This window comes from uncultured Clostridium sp., assembly GCF_934754925.1.
Taxonomy (GTDB): domain Bacteria; phylum Bacillota; class Clostridia; order Clostridiales; family Clostridiaceae; genus Clostridium.
On sequence record NZ_CAKVJA010000001.1, the window covers coordinates 241,695 to 259,502 of the forward strand.

A 17,808-nucleotide genomic window follows, 5' to 3' on the forward strand; every position below is an offset into this window, starting at 1 on the left:
AAGTATAATTTGATTTTGATATAGTTACTATTTTATATTACCTCCATAAATGCTTACAATACATCTTATAATTTCTATTGGATTTCGTTCCCATAATAACATATTAATAGAAAACAATATTATAAATATATACATTTTTTCATTATAAATGTTTAAAAAATTTCCTTTTTTTCGTATAATATATAATGAAGATTTATTTCAAGGAGGCGATAAAATGAAAAAACCACTGATTGCTATAGCTGGTGGAATAGTTAAGGATTCTAGAATAGAATTTGCAGGTGAAGATTTTACTAGAATAAATAATAACTATTCAAAAGCAATTGCAGATGCTGGAGGAATTCCTGTTATTTTGCCTTTAATAAATGATATTGATATTTTAAGTGATCAATTATCTATATGTAATGGATTATTACTTCCAGGAGGTATTGATGTTAATCCACTATCATATAAAGAGCTTCCTAGACCCCTTTTAGGAAATTGTAACGATTTAGTTGATTGGTATCATATTAATTTAGCCCAAAAAGCCCTTGAATTAAATATGCCCATATTAGGAATATGTAGAGGATGTCAGATTCTTAATGTTGCTTGTGGTGGAACATTACATCAAGATATATCATATGCTACAGATTCACCAATTCTTCATAAACAAGAAAGTCATCTTTCTGAAAAGTGCCATCCTGTTTATATTGAAGAAAATAGCATTGTACACGAAATATTTGGTAATAATTACATTGTTAATAGTGCTCATCACCAAGCAGTTAAAGAAGTTGCCCCTAATTTTAAGAATACGTCTATATCTCCTGATGGAATTATTGAATCTATTGAAATGATAAATAAACCATTTGTAGTAGGAATACAATGGCATCCTGAAATGATGGCGCCATATGATAATACAACCTTAAATTTATTTAAAAAGTTTATTTATAGTTGTAAATATTAAAGGTTTAGACCTAAAACAATTAAATTTTATTGTGGTTTTTAGGTGTATTTTTATATTTATAATCAAAAAGAGAGTCAAATTTGACTCTCTTTTTGATTATTTTGCTACTTTATAAGCATTTTTAAAATGAACTTTACCTAAAGCTGTTACTAAAATACCTTCAACATCGTCATTCCATCCCATTACTGTTGTATAGAAATATATTGGAATAACAGGCATTTCATCCATTAATATATATTCTGCTTCTCTTAATAATGATTCCCTCTTTTCAATATCAGTTTCAATTTTTGCTTCAGCTATTAAGGAATCATATTCCGCATTGCTAAATCCTGCATCATTATTACCACCATTAGTTACCCACATATCTAAGAATGTCATAGGATCACTATAGTCACCAATCCAACCATGTCTTGCAATTTGATAATCCCCATTTTGTCTTGTATCTAAAAATACTGCCCATTCTTGATTTGTTAATTCAACATTTATACCAACTTCAGCTAAATTTTGCTGTACAATCTGACAAACGTCTTTATGAGAACCTTCTGAGTTATACATTAACTCAATAGTTGGAAGTCCTTTGCCATTTTCGTAGCCTGCTTCTTTTAATAATTCCTTTGCTTTTTCAATATTCCCTTCCATATCTTTCGGATCATAATATTCTTTATCAGAGAATTCACCTCCATCTGTTGATGGAATTCCTAGTGGAACAAAGCTATAAGCAGCAACTTGATCAGCTTTACCAACATTATCTATTATTTCTTGCCTATCAATAGCTAAACACATAGCCTGTCTTACTAATTTATTACTTAATGCTTTCTTTACATCATCACCTAGATTATTTTGTTTACCAACATTAATTGCAAAGAAATAGGTACCAAGCTTTGGTATTATATGAACTAAACCTTCTTCTTTACCAGGTTCAATTTCATTCGAAGGAACAGAATTTACAACATCAAAATTACCAGCTTTTAATTCAGAGTAAGCAGTTGTTTCATCTGTTACTAACTTAAATGTTAATTTTTCTAATTTTACATTATCTGCATCCCAATAATTTTCATTCTTTTCAAATATTAATTGATCTTTCATATCCCATTTTACTAATTTAAATGCCCCATTCCCAATATATGTTTCAGGACTAGTTGCCCAAGTATTTGGGTTAGCAGAAACAATATCTTCTCTTACTGGTGAGTAAGTTTGATGTGCTAATAATTGAGTAAAGTATGCAGTCGGTGCTTCTAATGTAATTTCTAAAGTATAATCATCTAATACCTTAAGACCAACTTCATCTGCTGAAACTTCCCCATTGTAATATTTTTCAGCATTTTTAATATAAAAGAATTGATAGCAATACTCAGCAGCAGTATTTTTATCCATTCCTCTCATCCAAGCATAGTAGAAATCATTAGCTGTAACTGGTTGTCCATCTGACCATTTACCATTTTCTCTTAGCTTAAATGTATAAACCAAGCCGTCATCAGAGACTTCATAACTTTCAGCTGCTCCAGGTTCTGCTTCATTTTTATTATTAAGTACCATTAAACATTCAAAGGCATTAACAATAATATTTGAACCATCTATAGCTGTGTTAAGCACAGGATCAATTGTTTGTGGATCAGCTCCTAAGTTATAAATAATTTCCTGTTTTACTTCTGTAGAAGTATTGCTAGAATTACTTTGTTTATTAGATGCATCACTACTTCCACATCCAATAAATAAAGATGTACTAAGAGTTACAGTCATTAACACTGCACATAATTTTTTCAGTTTTGAATTTTTCATTAAAAGTGCCCCCTTTAAAATAAAAATATTTATTACAATTTGGTTTAATGATTTTTAAAAATTTTATAAGCTATTTTTATGTTAAATTTCAAATTACAGTTAACATAAATAATATATTTCTTTTCTCCCCAATCGTACTTAATAATTTATTAAATACTTTAATATAATCATTAATCCTATTGTATCTCAATTAACTTTAATAACCATATAAGGATATTATTTCTTATATTATAATGTTAAATGTATAAAAAATAAAGGGGGTTATTAAAAATTTGATAAATTCATTTTGAGTTAAACAAAGGTTTAAATGTTTACATAATATTTTTATATATTTTATTCTATTCATATTTATTTAAGAATTTATGATTTCTTTTTTACTGCATCTATCTTATTTAAAGCAGTTACTACTAACGCAGAAATTATTACTAACCATATCATAAAATTAGTTGCACCTAAGAAAGTATTTCTTTGCTCCATATAATTAATAAATGTTGTTACTTCTTCATTAGTAAAAAATAATTCTGTTTTAAATGTAATATAATATGCAAGTAAAATAAAAATACTATATAATAATGGTTTAATAATTAATATTCTTTTCATATTTCCTCCATATGTAATTATTATATAATAATTTATGTACACACTTTTAATCATATGTTTATATAATTAAAAAATACAAAACTTTCTTATATATCTAAATCATCTTTCAAACAAAAATTCTTTATGTAAAACCCAAGTATTATCTTCCCATTTATAAATGCAAATATTATCAAATTTACAATTATACTTACAAGGAATTTTTGTTACATAATCCCATAGTCTTTCATATATATTTTGAATTTTTTTTGAACTTATTGTTACATGAAAAATCTTATTTTTACCATCACTTTCTTTAAATTTAATATAAGCTATTTTATTCATGCTATCTATAAGCTTATCATGCACTTTCTTTGCACTCTGAGACATATTAACATTCATATAAATTACTCTATTATCAAAATGATTATACCCTTCTATTTTAAATGGTGTAATTTTTTCGTTACTACATACCTTTTTTATACAATCTTCTAAGTCACTTATATCACCATCATATTCAAATGGAGCCTTTATAGTAAAATGTGCAGGTAGCTTAGATGACTTAGCTTTGAATTTCATAAATATATCTTTTCTTAATCTGTTATTAAACTCCCCTGCTTCACCTTTTACAACACTTACAACAACATATCTCATAACTTACACCAACCTTTCATTTATTATTATATCCTAACTAATATAACATATTTTATTATATTAAAATTTAATAAATATTTTTTAAAATTTATTCATATAAATCAATAAAAGCTTTTGGAGGAGTTCTTATGCCAAATATATCTACTCATATTAATTTTATAAGAGTTTTAACAACTAAATATTTTAATGAATTTGATATTAATTTTTTAACATTAGGTAGTATTGCTCCTAGCTACTATATTATTTTTAATGATATTCCTAAAGGTTGCATTTCTCATTTCAAGGATAATCCAAATAATAAATGTAATCTAACTAAGTTTAAATTAAATTTATCTAATAAAGAGTTAAATTACTCACAAAAATCATTTGCTATAGGTTATTATATTCATCTTTGGCTTGATAACTATTTTGATGAAAATATCAAGAAACTTTTTCTTAGTAAATATAATGTTCAAACTTTTGAATCTACTATGATAATAAATGAAAATATGAAAAATTTGGATATAAAATCGTTAATGGGCTTTATATCTAAAATAACTATAATAGATTCATCATTTATTGATTTTCTACCTATAAATATAAATAAATCAATACGTATTTTTAAAGATTTTAAATATAAATGCTTAAATAAAAATTTTAATACAACATGCCCAATAATTCTAAATGAAGATGATTATATTGATTTTATTAATAATTGTTCAGATATATTTTTAAATGAATATAACTTTAGACAACTAATATAATAACTGTTATAAAACAAATAATAAGATTGCCACAATTAAATTGGACAACCTTATTATTTATTTTAATTAAATTAAGTTTTTAGTTTTAAATATTTCTAAACTTCTATCTAATATTCCAGTTAAAAAGGCTAATACTATTCCATAATTAGTAATCGGAATCTCTTCCTTTCTACAAAAATTAATTCTATTTAATATTGTTTTTCTATTTATCATGCATCCACCACAATGAATAATTAAATCATAATCTTTAATATTTTCAGGAAAATCATGACCAACTATAAAATCATAGTTAAGCTCTGCCCCTACATATTTATTTAAAAGTTTAGGTATCTTTACTCTTCCGATATCTTCATGAGAAACATTATGGGTACAACTTTCTGATATTAATATTTTAGAATCTTTATTTAACGAATCAATCTTTCTTACTCCATCAACAAAAGATTTTAAATCTCCCTTATGATTAGCAAAAAGAATTGAAAATCCTGTTAACTTTATATTTTCAGGCACTATCTTACTTACTTTTTTAAAAGCTTGTGAATCTGTAACTACTAAATCTACATCTTTTATATCTTGTAAGGCTGAAGTAAGTTCTGTATCTCTAACTATATATATCTTAATTCCATTATCTAAACAATCTCGTATACATTGTACTTGTGGAAGTATTATTCTACCTTTTGGAGCTTCTGAATCTATCGGTACTACTAATATAACTTTTCCACCATAAGGAACTAAATTTCCTATTATAGGAATTTCATTTTCAGAATTTTGTAACTTACTAATAAGTTCATTTTTTAACTTATCTATACCTTCTTTTGTGTAAGTAGAAACAAAAATTGCTTCTGTATATTTTTCTTTTATTTGGTCTAACTTATCTTTTTCTATATCTTCTATTTTGTTTATAACTAATAAATAAGGTATATTATATTTTTTAAATTCTAATTTTATTTCTTCATAATCATTAGAATCTATGTTATTTACATCCATTACATATAAGGCAAAATCTGTCCTCTTCATCATATCCATTGTTCTTTTTATTCTAAGTTTACCTACTTCACTTTTATCATCAAGCCCTGCTGTATCTATAAATAAAACTGGGCCTAGTGGTATAAGCTCCATGGCCTTTAAAACTGGATCTGTTGTAGTTCCTGCAACTTCTGATACAATTGCAATTTCTTGACCACAAATACTATTAACTAATGATGATTTTCCTGCATTTGTTTTTCCGAATATTGCTATATGCTTTCTATTAGCATTTGGTGTACTATTCATTTAGACCTCCTAAATATAAATATCTCTTTCCCCTGATTTTAATTTAATTATTCCATCATTAATGAATTTTCTTATAGCTTCATTATTTATTTTTTCAGCTTCTTTCATTACTAATTTCTCTGCCTTTTTACATGTACTTTCATCACCATAATCCAACGCATATTCCATTAAAGTCATCAATGCATTTGGCTCACACATTTTTTGAATTTCTCCAGTTTTTGCAAGGCCCATAAAGGTCTCTCCTGTTCTTCCTTTTCTGTAACATGCTGTACAATAGCTAGGTATATATCCCTCATCCAATAACCAGTTTAAAACTTCTATTGGCGTTCTTTCATCTGATGTTTTAAACTGTTCTACGGTCTTTCCTTCTTCTCTTTGTTTATATCCGCCTACACCTGTTGAAGAACCAGAGCTTACTTGAGTTACTCCAAATTTCAGTGCTTCTCTTCTCATTTCTTCATCTTCTCTTGTAGACATAATTATTCCTGTAAAAGGAACTGCAATTCTAATTATAGCAACTACCTTTTTAAACATTTCATCACTTAAAAGATTAGGGAAATTTCCTAAAGTAACTCCTTCAGCTTCTCTAAGTCTTGGAACTGATATAGTGTGAAAACCTACTCCAAATTCTTTTTCAAGATGCTCATTGTGCATCATTAATGATAAAACTTCAAATTTGGGGTCTGATAGGCCAAATAATACTCCTCCACCAACATCTTCAATTCCAGCTTCCATTGCTCTATCAAAAGCATTTAAATGATATTCATAGCTAGATTTTAATGAATTAGGATGCATTACATCATAAGTTGGTTTATGATATGTTTCTTGAAATAAAATATAGGTCCCTATATTTGCCTCTTTAAGTTTTTTATAATTTTCAACTGTAGTTGCTGCAATATTTACATTAACCCTTCTTATATTTCCATTTTCGTTTTGAGTTTTATAAATCGTGTCTAAACTTTCTAAAACATATTCTATTGGAGCATTTACTGGATCTTCACCAAGTTCTAATGCTAGCCTCTTATGTCCCATCTTTTCTAATATCTTAACTTCTTCTTTTATTTCACCTTGAGTTAACTTTCTTCTATTGAAGCTATTACATTTTTTATAACCACAATAAACACAATTGTTAACACAATAATCACTTATATATAATGGTGCAAATAAAACTACTCTTTTTCCATAAATAGATTTTTTTATTTCTCCAGCAACTTTAAACATTTCTTCTTCTAATTCTTTATCTTCTAATTGAAGTAATGCTGCAATATCTTTATGAGAAATTCCCTTCTTTTCTCTTGCCTTTTCTAAAATGCTTAATATATCCTCTCTAGTTGCCTTCTTTCCTTCCTCTAATAATTTATATACCTCTTCATGATTGATATCCATAAATCTTCTACACTTCCTTATTAATTTATTAAAACAATATTATCTAATTTAACTCCATTATTTTTGTTATCAACTAATTTACTATTTATATTTTCTTTTTCAGTATTACTTAATGCTAAGCTATCTCCACGTGTAATCTCTAAGTTAAATCCTGCAGCATTAATTCTTCTTTCAATACAAACCCTACATTCTGCAGCTTCATCACCAGTACATATTTTCCCATCATATAATGAATACTTTTCTCTAACATTAGTTGGTGAAAGATTTGGCATTACAACATTGGCACCAGCTTTAAGACCTTTTTCACGACCAAGTGGATCAACACTTCCAAGAGCTGTAGTTGCTGGTAATAAAATTTTAGGCAACATTAATCTAACTAAAGCTAGCATAGTTATAGTTTTCTCTAGAGTTCCACCTTTTTCATTAGCAAGTGGCGTATCCTTATGTGGAATAAATGGACCAATTCCACACATATGTGGATTTAATTCTTTTAAGAATATTAAATCATCTATTAAGTTTTTATTACTTTGATTAGGTAAGCCTACCATAAAACCAGCCCCTACTTGATATCCTATTTCTTTTAAGTTTTTAAGACACTGTATTCTATTTTCAAAACTTCCATTTGGATGTAATGATTCATACAAATCCTTACTAGCAGTTTCATGCCTTAATAAATATCTATCAGCACCTGCATTAAACATCATCTTATATGATTTATATGAACGCTCACCTAAAGATAAGGTTATTGCATTGCCAGGATATTTTTCTTTTATCTTTTTTATAATTTCAACCATTTTTTCATCCGTAAAGTATGAATCTTCACCCCCTTGTAATACGTATGTCTTATATCCTAGTTTATCTCCTATATCTGCACACTCTAGAATTTCATCTATACTAAGCCTATACCTATCAGCTTTATGGTTAGATTTTCTTATTCCACAATATTTACAATCTCTTATACAATAATTTGTAAACTCAATAAGACCTCTTATATAAACATTTTTACTATAATTTTCTACAGCAACTCTATGAGCCTTTTCTATTAAATACTCCTTATTTTCTTCAGATAAATTATCTAAAAGAAATAAAAGTTCTTCTCTTGATGCATTAGTTGTACTATATAGCTTGTCTATTATATCTTTTACTTGCATATTTTTATTTAAATCTCCCTTTTAGCAATAGCTGTTTTTACAACTACACCATCAATATTACCAAGTTTACCTGTTAAACTATTTATTTCTTCTAATGTACCAATCACAGTAATACTTATAACTGAAATTCCCTCTTCAAAAGGTATTCCCATCCTCCCCTTTATACTTCCTCTAAAATTTGAAACTACACCATTAAATTTTTCTTGGCATTCTTTAGGTTCTTCTAATATTGCACTTATAACAGCTATTTTTCTCATAATTCTCATCCTCCAAATTTTCACTATAAAAAAAGCTAGCTTTCTTAATCAAAAAGAAAGCTAGCTAAATAATATATATAAACGAAAAGAGGCATTTATATATACTTTAACTTAATTTATTAATCACTCTCTTTTAGATCAGACTTAACTTTTCTATCAGATTCTATTAACACGCTTTTTAATATTATATTATTTTTGTAAATAAATTCATATTTAAATCATATACCCATTTGAAATATTTGTCAATTAAATACATTCTTGGAAATATAATATAATTGTTATTACAGCCATTAGGGCAAAACAATACCCAGTATGCTACTAATGCTAATTTAGAAGTTTTAAAGATGGAGAATTCTAATAAATCTAATTTAAAAAGTACTATAAGAATGAGCCTTAATACAGTTTCATTAATATTTGCTGGAATTACTTGTATTTTAATTAATTATATAATATAAAAACAGAGTTGAAATCTTCAACTCTGTTTTTATATTAAGCATTATCTGAATTAAAATTCCATTCAGAATAAAATTCATTTAAAAACTCTTCCATATATTTATGCCTTTTCTCAGCAATTTCTTTTGCTGATTTTGTATTCATTAAATCTTTTAATTTTAATAATTTTTCATAGAAGTGATTTATTGTATGATTATTTTCACTTTTTACTTCTTCTAGTGAGGTAAAATTAATTGGTTTAATATTAGGATCATAAATAACTCTATTTTTATTTCCACCATAAGCAAATGTTCTAGCTATTCCTATGGCACCAATAGCATCTAATCTATCTGCATCTTGAACTACTTTTCCTTCTATTGTTTCCTGACTTGAATCTACTACCCCACCCTTAAAAGAAATAGTGTTAATAATTTTTATTATTTTAATTAAATCTTCCTCATTAACTTGAATCTTTTTTAGAAATACCTCTGTATTAGTAGGATTATTATCATTATTACTTGAAAACTTCCAATCATCTATATCATGTAATAAGGCAGCCATTTCAACAATAAAGCTATCTGCATTTTCCTTTTCTGCTAAATATCTAGATAGATTATATACTCTTTCAATATGGAACCAATCATGCCCACTCCCCTCACCATAAAGCTTTTCCTTCACAAATTCTTTTGTTTTTTCTATCATTAATTTTTTATTCATTTGTTTATCCCTCCATATAATATTTTATTTATATGATAGTATATTAGGTAAATAATTTTCTAATTCTTCTTTAGTCCAACCACATCTTCTTGCATAATCCTCAGCTTGATCTTTATCTATTAAATTAGAGTTAAAATATCGAGAATCTTCTGAAGCAAAATATAATCCACATACTGAAGATACAGGATCCATCATATAACTTTCAGTAAGTTTTACTCCTGTTACATTTTCACCATCTAAAATATCAAATAATCTTTTCATTTGACTTTGATCAATAAGTGATGGATATCCAAAGGCTGGTCTTATTCCCCTATAGCTACCCTTAAATATTTCCTTCATACTTAAGTTTTCATTAGGTGCATACCCCCAATAATTTTTTCTTATATCTTCATGTAACTTTTCAGCAAATGCTTCAGCTAGTCTGTCACATACAAGTTTTAACATAATTAAATTATATGAATCACCTTCTGTTTCTAACTTCTTAGCATATTCATCTGCGCCAAGACCAGCCGTTACAATGAATCCCCCAAGATAATCTTCTTTTTGTGAATCCTTTGGTGCAATAAAATCAGAAAGACATAAATACTCACCGTTGTTTTTTTCTCTTTGCTCTCTAAACAAATTAAAAGTTGTAGCTAAACTTCTATCTTTATTATAAATTTCAATATTATCTCCATTTGAATTTGCTTGAAAGATTCCAAAGATACCTTTAATATTTACAATATTATTTTTTTCTATAAAATCTAACATTTTATTAGCATCATCAAATATCTTTTTAGCTTCTTCTCCATAATTTAAATCTTCTAGAATATCTGGATATAATTTCTTCATTTCCCATGCTACAAAGAAAAATGTCCAATCAATATATGGTACTAAATCAGATACTTTATAATCATTGACTTCCTTTATACCAATAAAATTAGGTTTAGAAATCTTTCTATTATTCCAATCTATTTTAAGTCTCTTTTCCCTAGCTTCTTCTAGTGATATCATTTTCTTTTCATATTTATTATAATTATTTCTTAACTCTTCATACTCTTCTTTAATAGATTTAATATATTCCTCTTTATTCTCACCTAAAAGTTTCTTACATATTTCAACTGTTTTTGAAGCGTCATATCCATATACAGTTGCACCACTATAATTAGGAGCTATTTTTAATGCTGTATGTGGTTTTGATGTTGTAGCTCCGCCAATTATTATTGGTATATTCATATTTCTTTTTTCCATTTCAGATGCTATATGACACATTTCATCTAAAGAAGGTGTGATAAGGCCACTTAGCCCGATTATATCTACATTTTCTTTAATAGCCGTTTCTATTATATCTTCGCATGGAACCATAACTCCTAAATCTATTATTTCAAAGTTATTACAAGCAAGAACTACACCAACAATATTTTTACCAATGTCATGGACATCTCCCTTAACTGTGGCTAAAAGAATTTTACCTGCTTTAGATGTTTCACCCTCTTCCTTATCCTTTTCTATATAAGGAAGTAAAAAAGAAACAGCTTTTTTCATAACTCTAGCTGATTTGACAACTTGAGGTAGGAACATTTTTCCATCTCCAAATAGCTCTCCAACTCTAGTCATACCATTCATTAATGGGCCCTCTATAATATTAAGAGCTTTAGGATACTTGCTAATAGCTTCTTTTAAATCTTCTTCAATATATTCAGTTATCCCCTTAACTAATGAATAGCTTAATCTTTCATCTAAGGTATTTTCTCTCCATAGGTTTTTATTACTTTTAGCTGTAGTAGTTCCATTTTTATAGTCTTCCGCTTTATCTAATAGTCTTTCTGCCACATCCTTACGTCTATTTAAAACTACATCCTCAACTAATTCTAATAAATCCTTTGGAATATCATCATATATTTGTATCATTCCTGGATTTACAATTCCCATATCCATCCCAGCTTCAATTGCATGATATAAGAATACTGAATGCATAGCTTCTCTTATAATATTATTTCCTCTAAATGAGAATGATAAATTTGAAACCCCTCCTGAAACTTTAGCATATGGAAGATTTTCTTTTATCCATTTAGTTGCATTTATAAAATCAACAGCATAATTATCATGTTCTTCTATTCCAGTTGCAATTGCTAAAATATTTGGATCAAATATAATATCTTCTGGTGGAAATTTTAATTTATTAACTAATAAATCATATGCTCTAGAACATATAGCTTTTTTTCTTTCAAAAGTATCAGCTTGTCCATCTTCATCAAATGCCATTACTACAACTGCTGCTCCAAATTCTTTAACAACTTCAGCATGATTTAAGAATTCTTCTTCTCCATTTTTTAAAGAAATAGAGTTTACTATTGGTTTCCCTTGAATACTTTTAAGACCTGCTTCAATAACTTCCCATCTTGATGAGTCTATCATTATAGGTCTTGAAGATATATCAGGTTCAGATGCCAAAAGTCTTAAGAAATACTCCATTTCCTTAGCACTATCTAGTAATCCATCATCAAAATTAACATCTATTATTTGAGCTCCATTTTCAACCTGCTCTTTTGCTATGGATAGAGCCTCTTCATATTTTTTTTCTCTAATAAGTCTTGCAAATTTAGCTGAACCAGCTACATTGGTTCTTTCCCCTATATTTATAAAGTTATTTTCTTTATTACTTATAACTACTTCAAGTCCACAATATATACTTTCTCTTTTTATTTTAGGAATTGATCTAGGTTGTAATCCTTCTACAGCATCAGCTATTGCTTTTATATGACTTGCTGTTGTTCCACAACATCCACCAACTATATTGACCTTTTTTTCTTCTGCTAATTCTCTTATAAATCCAGCAGTTATATTAGGTAATTCATCATACTCACCTAAAATATTAGGTAACCCTGCATTAGGATAAACTGATATAAACATATCTTGAGTATTTGCCAATTCTTTTATAAATGGTATTATATCTTCTCCACCAAAAGAACAATTTAATCCTATAGAAATAACATTTTCATTTCTAATAGATTGTGCAAAAGCATCTAATTTTTGCCCTGATAAAGTTCTTCCAGATTTATCAGTTAAAGTACCTGAAATCATTATAGGAAGACTTTTTCCTTTTGTTTTATAAACATTATTTGCTGCAACTATAGCTGCTCTAGCATTTAATGTATCAAAAATAGTTTCTATTAATAAGCAATCTATTCCACCATCCATAAGTGCAGAAATTTGTTCGCTATAAGATTCTACAAGGTCATCAAAAGTTATATTTCTATATCCGGGATTTTCTACATCTGGTGATAAAGATGCTGTTTTATTAGTAGGTCCTACAGAGCCTGCTACAAACCTTGGTTTATTAGGATTCTTTGCAGTAAATTCATCAGCAATTTCTCTTGCTAGTTTTGCTGATTTATAATTTAAAACATAAACTAGATGAGATAACCCATAATCTTCTTGTGAAATACTATTTGAATTAAATGTATTTGTTTCAATTATATCTGCGCCAGCTTCTAAAAAACTTCTATGTATTTCTTTTATAACTTCCGGCTTTGTTATAGATAATAAATCGTTATTACCTTTTTGCTCTTTATTAAAATCCCTAAGTAACTCACCTCTATAATCTTCTTCAGTTAACTTAAAGTTTTGTATACTAGTTCCCATAGCTCCATCTAGAACTACTATTTTATTTTTTAAAATATCAATTAAATCGCCCCTATTCATTTACTTTCCTGCCTTTACTTATAAGTTTTAGAATAATTATACATTTTTTTAATTTTATTTACAATACATATAATTACAAAACTTTAAAATTATAATTCATTATATTTTTTACTGTTTCCCCTAGACTTTTCTACTGGATATTTCTTTTCATTTTTATCCATTTTTTTATTAATAATATCATTTATATCAACATTTAAAGCATCTGCCATCTGTAGACAATAGACCATAACATCAGCTAATTCTTCTTCAACATTCTGTTTATTATAATTTTCATTATCCCATAAAAATTCTTCTAATAACTCTGCAGCTTCTATAGAAATTGCTTTTGCTAAATTAGAAGGTGAATGAAATTGATCCCATTCTCTATCCTTTCTAAATTTTCTTATTCTATTTATTGTATTTTCCATTATATTTACTCCTTTACTATTATACTTTTTATATATTTTACTCTAAATTATAAAAATAATTAAGTTTATATTAGTATAGATTATTTTATATAAAGTTCATACTGATTATTTTAAAATCATATTAATAACTTATCTTCTATACAGCATAAATATTTGTTATATAAAATTGTTGTTATCAACAATTTTATATAACAAATCAATAACCTTTTTTGACGTATATTCTTTGTATCAATTATCTTATAGATAACTAAATCATTTCAGATTTATATTTTATTCATTTAACAATTTTATAACTTCGTTAAGATCATCGTAAGTAAATACACCACCTAAAAAAACAATTAATTGCCTTAAAGGAATAGAGTTAATAGTTTCTTCTATTAGTTCTTGAGATAATGATTCTAATGAAGCGTACTCCTTACTTATACTTGTAAATTCATTTTTTGAAGCATATTTATCAAATAAAGCCTTTAATTTGATAACTGATTCAGGGTTTGATAAAATATCACCTATTGTACTATTTTCATCATAGATAACAGGTATACTTACAGTTGACTCAATAAATATCTTTTCTCTACAAACTATATCCCTTGATGATTTACCAATTGCAATATTGAATTCTCCACTTTCTACATACCAATCATTAATTTCAGTATTATAATAAGAAAAATCACCTTTAGATAACTCAAATTTTACAGTTTTAGTTTCGCCTGGATTTAAAGCTACTTTGGTAAATCCTTTTAATTCCCTAATAGGCTTAATAACTGTACTTTCTAAATCTTCAATATAAAGTTGAACTACTTCTTTACCAAAAACTTTGCCTATATTACTTATATCTACACATACCTTTAAAGTTTCTGTATCTTTCATAGACTTTTTATCTAATCTCAAATTAGAATATTCAAAAGTTGTATAGCTTAAACCATATCCAAATGGAAATAATACTTCAGCATTCTTTTTATCATAATAACGATATCCTACGAAAATTCCCTCCCTGTATTCAACCTTATCCTTTTCACCACCATAAAATATATAAGAAGGATTATCTTCTAATTTAATAGGGAATGTTTCGGCTAGCTTTCCACTTGGATTTACATCACCATATAATACATCAATAGTTGCACCTCCTACAGCCTCACCGCCTAAATATACTTCTATTATACCTTTAACATTATTTATCCAAGGCATTTCAACTGGTGATCCATTATGAAGTATAACTATGGTATTAGGCTGAACCTTACTTACTGATTCTATTAAAGTATTTTGGCATTCTGGTAATCTCATATGTTTTCTATCATATCCCTCTGATTCAAAACTATCTGGTAATCCGGCAAAAATCACAGCAGTATCTACATTACTAGCTAATTTAACTGCTTCATTAATTAATTTATCATCTATAATATCATCATCTATATTATATCCTTTAGCATAAAATATCTCTTGTTTAGATTTGACAGCGTCTAAAGCACTTTCTACTTTAAAAGAATTTATATGTGAACTTCCTCCACCTTGATAACGTGGATTTTCTGCAAATAAACCGATAAATGCTGTTTTAGATTCACTATCTAAGGGTAATATATTATCATTCTTTAATAAAATAATAGATTCACTTTCTATTTTTCTAGCTATTTTATGATGTAGCTCCTTATCATATAATGTGTTGGTATTTTTATTTTCTTCAAGTTTATAAATCAAATTCAAAATTCTTTCTACGGCTTTATTAAGAGTATTTATGTCTAACTTTCCTTCTTTAACAGCCTTTACTATTAACTCATCCCTTAATCCATTAGATGATGGCATCTCTAAATCTAAACCAGCCTCTAGCCCCTTTACTCTATCTTTAACTGCTCCCCAATCACTAACAACACATCCATCAAAATTCCATTCATCTCTTAATATATCATTTAAAAATCTCTTACTTTCTGAAATTTGTATACCATTAACCTTATTATATGAACACATAACTGTCCAAGGTTTTGCATCAATTACTGCCTTTTCAAATGAAGCCAAATATATTTCTCTAAGGGTTCTTTCATCAATTTCAGAACTAGACGTCATACGCCTAGTTTCTTGGTTATTTGCAATAAAATGCTTAGGACATGTGCCAATATTTTTGCTTTGAATACCTTTTATATAACTACTTGCCATTTGTGAAGATAAATATGGATCTTCAGAAATATACTCGAAATTTCTTCCACATAAAGGAGATCTCTTAATATTTATAGCAGGACCTAATATAACGCCTATATTTTCACTTTGACATTCAATAGCTAATATTTCTCCTAACTCGTACATTAACTCGCAATCAAAAGATGATGCAGTTGCGCATGCAGTTGGAAAGCATACTGCTTTTATACTATTATAAATACCTAAATTATCTCCTGATAATTCTTGTTTTCTAATTCCATGAGGGCCATCACTTAACATAATGTTAGGAATTTTCAATCTTTCAATAGGTTTCGTATGCCAAAAATCATTTCCCGAACAAAGACTTGCCTTTTCCACCAAAGTCATTTCTGATATAAGCTTTTTAACATCCATTTTATATTCCTCCAGTATATTTATTCAATGTTATACTTACTTTTAAATTAACTCTCATTATTATTAATAATATATTCACTTTAGTAGCTTCATTGTTAACTTTTATAAGGTTTATTATAAAATAAAAAAAGATTATACTAATAATAAATAATTATTAGATACAACCTTTTAATTCTTATGAAAAAATATTAATATTAAATTTTATGATCTACTTTAAATTTTCTATAAAATGAAAATATACCCGCTCCTATAATTCCTAAAATGCCTCCAAGTGCAAAGAAAAACAAAATATCTTCTACTAAAGCTCCAACTATTATTCCTAAAACTACCCCACTTGACAATCCTTTTGTTAAATATTCATAATCCTTTTCTGATAAAATTAATTTCTTCAACACTTCTTTTACACCCCATACTACATAACTAAAATTTAATTTATACCTATTAGATTTATAAAGCACATAAAAAGTTCCATAAATTTCTTATTTTATATAACTAATTATTAACATTAAATATTGACACACAGTTATTATATTTATTTTTGCATATATAGTTACTTAAATTTTAGTATAATTTATTAATCAACCTTACCTTAATTTATAAGCTTTATTTAACAACATCAATTCATCTTTTTCTTTACTATTTCTTCTAGTATTTCAGCTGCATCTTCTACACATCCTCTACAAGAACGTAAAACTGTACCTGTAGTAATTCCTTTTAATTCTTTACATAAAACTGATGTATTTTTTTCTTTAAATCTTCTTTCTATTTCATTTAACAGCTCTATATCTTCCTTAATTGGTTCTGCTGGATTTTCTAGATTTACATTGTCATTTAAATAATTAACTATAACATATGCTCCCATTACAGCACCACATACTTTGTATGCACCACCACTATATTTTCTAACCATATCCTTCATGGTATCCTCATCCACATTAACTAAATCACAAAAAGCACAAGCTACGGCTTGAGAGCATGTATATCTATTGCTATGCAGCTCTATTGCTTTATCTTTTCTTTCTCCCATTTTGGATCATCCCTTTCTTCATAATAACTTCATTTAATATTATATATATTTTTGGTGTAATTGTCACATTAATACTTTTGTATAACATAATACTCCCTTAATAAAACAGCCTTATTATTTTCCCATTTTCATTTAAATTAATAATATAACCTTTTCTTTTTCTTCAATATTTATTTTATTGTCAACCAATTTTAATACTTTGATTGACAAAATATTTTGCTATCAATATAATTTTCCTAGGAGGTAAA

General features: G+C 27.3%; 16 protein-coding genes. 3 read left to right on the top strand and 13 right to left on the bottom strand.

Annotated elements, in window-relative coordinates; genetic code table 11:
- Positions 1 to 214: 214 nt before the first annotated feature.
- On the top strand, positions 215 to 940 hold the full coding sequence (locus Q0G30_RS01140; protein ID WP_195468882.1) for a gamma-glutamyl-gamma-aminobutyrate hydrolase family protein: 726 nt from the start codon (positions 215 to 217) through the stop codon (positions 938 to 940).
- A gap of 96 nt (positions 941 to 1,036) precedes the next feature.
- Here the strand turns inward: Q0G30_RS01140 and Q0G30_RS01145 are convergent, their stop codons facing one another.
- From Q0G30_RS01145 to Q0G30_RS01155, 3 genes are all read right to left on the bottom strand, one after another.
- The gene (locus Q0G30_RS01145; RefSeq protein ID WP_294385409.1) at positions 1,037 to 2,719 is read right to left on the bottom strand and encodes a peptide ABC transporter substrate-binding protein; all 1,683 of its coding nucleotides are present in this window, start codon (positions 2,717 to 2,719) and stop codon (positions 1,037 to 1,039) included.
- Positions 2,720 to 3,079: 360 nt separating this feature from the next.
- Positions 3,080 to 3,319 (bottom strand): hypothetical protein, encoded by a 240-nt coding sequence (locus Q0G30_RS01150; RefSeq protein WP_294385412.1) that lies wholly within the window; start codon positions 3,317 to 3,319, stop codon positions 3,080 to 3,082.
- A gap of 99 nt (positions 3,320 to 3,418) precedes the next feature.
- The gene (locus Q0G30_RS01155; protein WP_294385415.1) at positions 3,419 to 3,949 is read right to left on the bottom strand and encodes a 2'-5' RNA ligase family protein; all 531 of its coding nucleotides are present in this window, start codon (positions 3,947 to 3,949) and stop codon (positions 3,419 to 3,421) included.
- Between the two features lie 128 nt (positions 3,950 to 4,077).
- Between Q0G30_RS01155 and Q0G30_RS01160 the strand changes: the two genes are divergently transcribed.
- Positions 4,078 to 4,692 carry a hypothetical protein gene (locus Q0G30_RS01160; RefSeq protein WP_294385417.1) on the top strand — a complete coding sequence of 205 codons (615 nt, stop codon included), beginning with the start codon at positions 4,078 to 4,080 and terminating at the stop codon, positions 4,690 to 4,692.
- A 66-nt stretch (positions 4,693 to 4,758) separates the two neighbouring features.
- Here Q0G30_RS01160 and hydF read toward each other — a convergent pair whose 3' ends face one another.
- The 4 genes from hydF to Q0G30_RS01180 are packed head-to-tail and all read right to left on the bottom strand — an operon-like array spanning position 4,759 to position 8,755.
- Positions 4,759 to 5,961 carry a [FeFe] hydrogenase H-cluster maturation GTPase HydF gene (gene hydF, locus Q0G30_RS01165; RefSeq protein ID WP_294385418.1) on the bottom strand — a complete coding sequence of 401 codons (1,203 nt, stop codon included), beginning with the start codon at positions 5,959 to 5,961 and terminating at the stop codon, positions 4,759 to 4,761.
- A gap of 9 nt (positions 5,962 to 5,970) precedes the next feature.
- Positions 5,971 to 7,347: a [FeFe] hydrogenase H-cluster radical SAM maturase HydG gene (hydG, locus tag Q0G30_RS01170; protein WP_294385420.1), complete on the bottom strand. Its 1,377-nt coding sequence runs from the start codon at positions 7,345 to 7,347 to the stop codon at positions 5,971 to 5,973.
- 20 nt (positions 7,348 to 7,367) lie between these two features.
- Entirely contained in the window at positions 7,368 to 8,498 is a 1,131-nt protein-coding gene (gene hydE, locus Q0G30_RS01175; protein WP_294385422.1) for a [FeFe] hydrogenase H-cluster radical SAM maturase HydE, read from the bottom strand.
- A gap of 8 nt (positions 8,499 to 8,506) precedes the next feature.
- Positions 8,507 to 8,755 (bottom strand): TM1266 family iron-only hydrogenase system putative regulator, encoded by a 249-nt coding sequence (locus tag Q0G30_RS01180; RefSeq protein ID WP_294385424.1) that lies wholly within the window; start codon positions 8,753 to 8,755, stop codon positions 8,507 to 8,509.
- 275 nt (positions 8,756 to 9,030) lie between these two features.
- Between Q0G30_RS01180 and Q0G30_RS01185 the strand changes: the two genes are divergently transcribed.
- On the top strand, positions 9,031 to 9,210 hold the full coding sequence (locus Q0G30_RS01185; protein ID WP_294385426.1) for a hypothetical protein: 180 nt from the start codon (positions 9,031 to 9,033) through the stop codon (positions 9,208 to 9,210).
- Between the two features lie 34 nt (positions 9,211 to 9,244).
- Here the strand turns inward: Q0G30_RS01185 and Q0G30_RS01190 are convergent, their stop codons facing one another.
- From Q0G30_RS01190 to Q0G30_RS01215, 6 genes are all read right to left on the bottom strand, one after another.
- Complete coding sequence (locus Q0G30_RS01190; RefSeq protein WP_294385428.1) at positions 9,245 to 9,904, bottom strand: HD domain-containing protein; 660 nt, start codon at positions 9,902 to 9,904, stop codon at positions 9,245 to 9,247.
- A gap of 24 nt (positions 9,905 to 9,928) precedes the next feature.
- Positions 9,929 to 13,588: a methionine synthase gene (gene metH, locus Q0G30_RS01195; protein ID WP_294385431.1), complete on the bottom strand. Its 3,660-nt coding sequence runs from the start codon at positions 13,586 to 13,588 to the stop codon at positions 9,929 to 9,931.
- Positions 13,589 to 13,677: 89 nt separating this feature from the next.
- The gene (locus tag Q0G30_RS01200; RefSeq protein ID WP_195468871.1) at positions 13,678 to 13,995 is read right to left on the bottom strand and encodes a nucleotide pyrophosphohydrolase; all 318 of its coding nucleotides are present in this window, start codon (positions 13,993 to 13,995) and stop codon (positions 13,678 to 13,680) included.
- Between the two features lie 270 nt (positions 13,996 to 14,265).
- Positions 14,266 to 16,533 (bottom strand): glycoside hydrolase family 3 C-terminal domain-containing protein, encoded by a 2,268-nt coding sequence (locus Q0G30_RS01205; protein WP_294385434.1) that lies wholly within the window; start codon positions 16,531 to 16,533, stop codon positions 14,266 to 14,268.
- 194 nt (positions 16,534 to 16,727) lie between these two features.
- Positions 16,728 to 16,928 carry a hypothetical protein gene (locus Q0G30_RS01210; protein WP_294385437.1) on the bottom strand — a complete coding sequence of 67 codons (201 nt, stop codon included), beginning with the start codon at positions 16,926 to 16,928 and terminating at the stop codon, positions 16,728 to 16,730.
- Between the two features lie 221 nt (positions 16,929 to 17,149).
- On the bottom strand, positions 17,150 to 17,560 hold the full coding sequence (locus Q0G30_RS01215; protein ID WP_294385442.1) for a C-GCAxxG-C-C family protein: 411 nt from the start codon (positions 17,558 to 17,560) through the stop codon (positions 17,150 to 17,152).
- Between the last annotated feature and the right edge of the window lie 248 nt (positions 17,561 to 17,808).

Excerpts from the sequence above, each read along its gene's own strand:
- Q0G30_RS01205 (WP_294385434.1), bottom strand. The coding sequence starts at position 16,533 with ATGGATGTTAAAAAGCTTATATCAGAAATGACTTTGGTGGAAAAGGCA.
- Q0G30_RS01140 (WP_195468882.1), top strand. The coding sequence starts at position 215 with ATGAAAAAACCACTGATTGCTATAGCTGGTGGAATAGTTAAGGATTCT.
- Q0G30_RS01215 (WP_294385442.1), bottom strand. The coding sequence starts at position 17,560 with ATGGGAGAAAGAAAAGATAAAGCAATAGAGCTGCATAGCAATAGATAT.
- Q0G30_RS01180 (WP_294385424.1), bottom strand. The coding sequence starts at position 8,755 with ATGAGAAAAATAGCTGTTATAAGTGCAATATTAGAAGAACCTAAAGAA.
- hydE (WP_294385422.1), bottom strand. The coding sequence starts at position 8,498 with ATGCAAGTAAAAGATATAATAGACAAGCTATATAGTACAACTAATGCA.
- Q0G30_RS01150 (WP_294385412.1), bottom strand. The coding sequence starts at position 3,319 with ATGAAAAGAATATTAATTATTAAACCATTATTATATAGTATTTTTATT.
- metH (WP_294385431.1), bottom strand. The coding sequence starts at position 13,588 with ATGAATAGGGGCGATTTAATTGATATTTTAAAAAATAAAATAGTAGTT.
- Q0G30_RS01145 (WP_294385409.1), bottom strand. The coding sequence starts at position 2,719 with ATGAAAAATTCAAAACTGAAAAAATTATGTGCAGTGTTAATGACTGTA.
- hydF (WP_294385418.1), bottom strand. The coding sequence starts at position 5,961 with ATGAATAGTACACCAAATGCTAATAGAAAGCATATAGCAATATTCGGA.
- Q0G30_RS01155 (WP_294385415.1), bottom strand. The coding sequence starts at position 3,949 with ATGAGATATGTTGTTGTAAGTGTTGTAAAAGGTGAAGCAGGGGAGTTT.
- Q0G30_RS01200 (WP_195468871.1), bottom strand. The coding sequence starts at position 13,995 with ATGGAAAATACAATAAATAGAATAAGAAAATTTAGAAAGGATAGAGAA.
- hydG (WP_294385420.1), bottom strand. The coding sequence starts at position 7,347 with ATGGATATCAATCATGAAGAGGTATATAAATTATTAGAGGAAGGAAAG.
- Q0G30_RS01190 (WP_294385428.1), bottom strand. The coding sequence starts at position 9,904 with ATGAATAAAAAATTAATGATAGAAAAAACAAAAGAATTTGTGAAGGAA.
- Q0G30_RS01160 (WP_294385417.1), top strand. The coding sequence starts at position 4,078 with ATGCCAAATATATCTACTCATATTAATTTTATAAGAGTTTTAACAACT.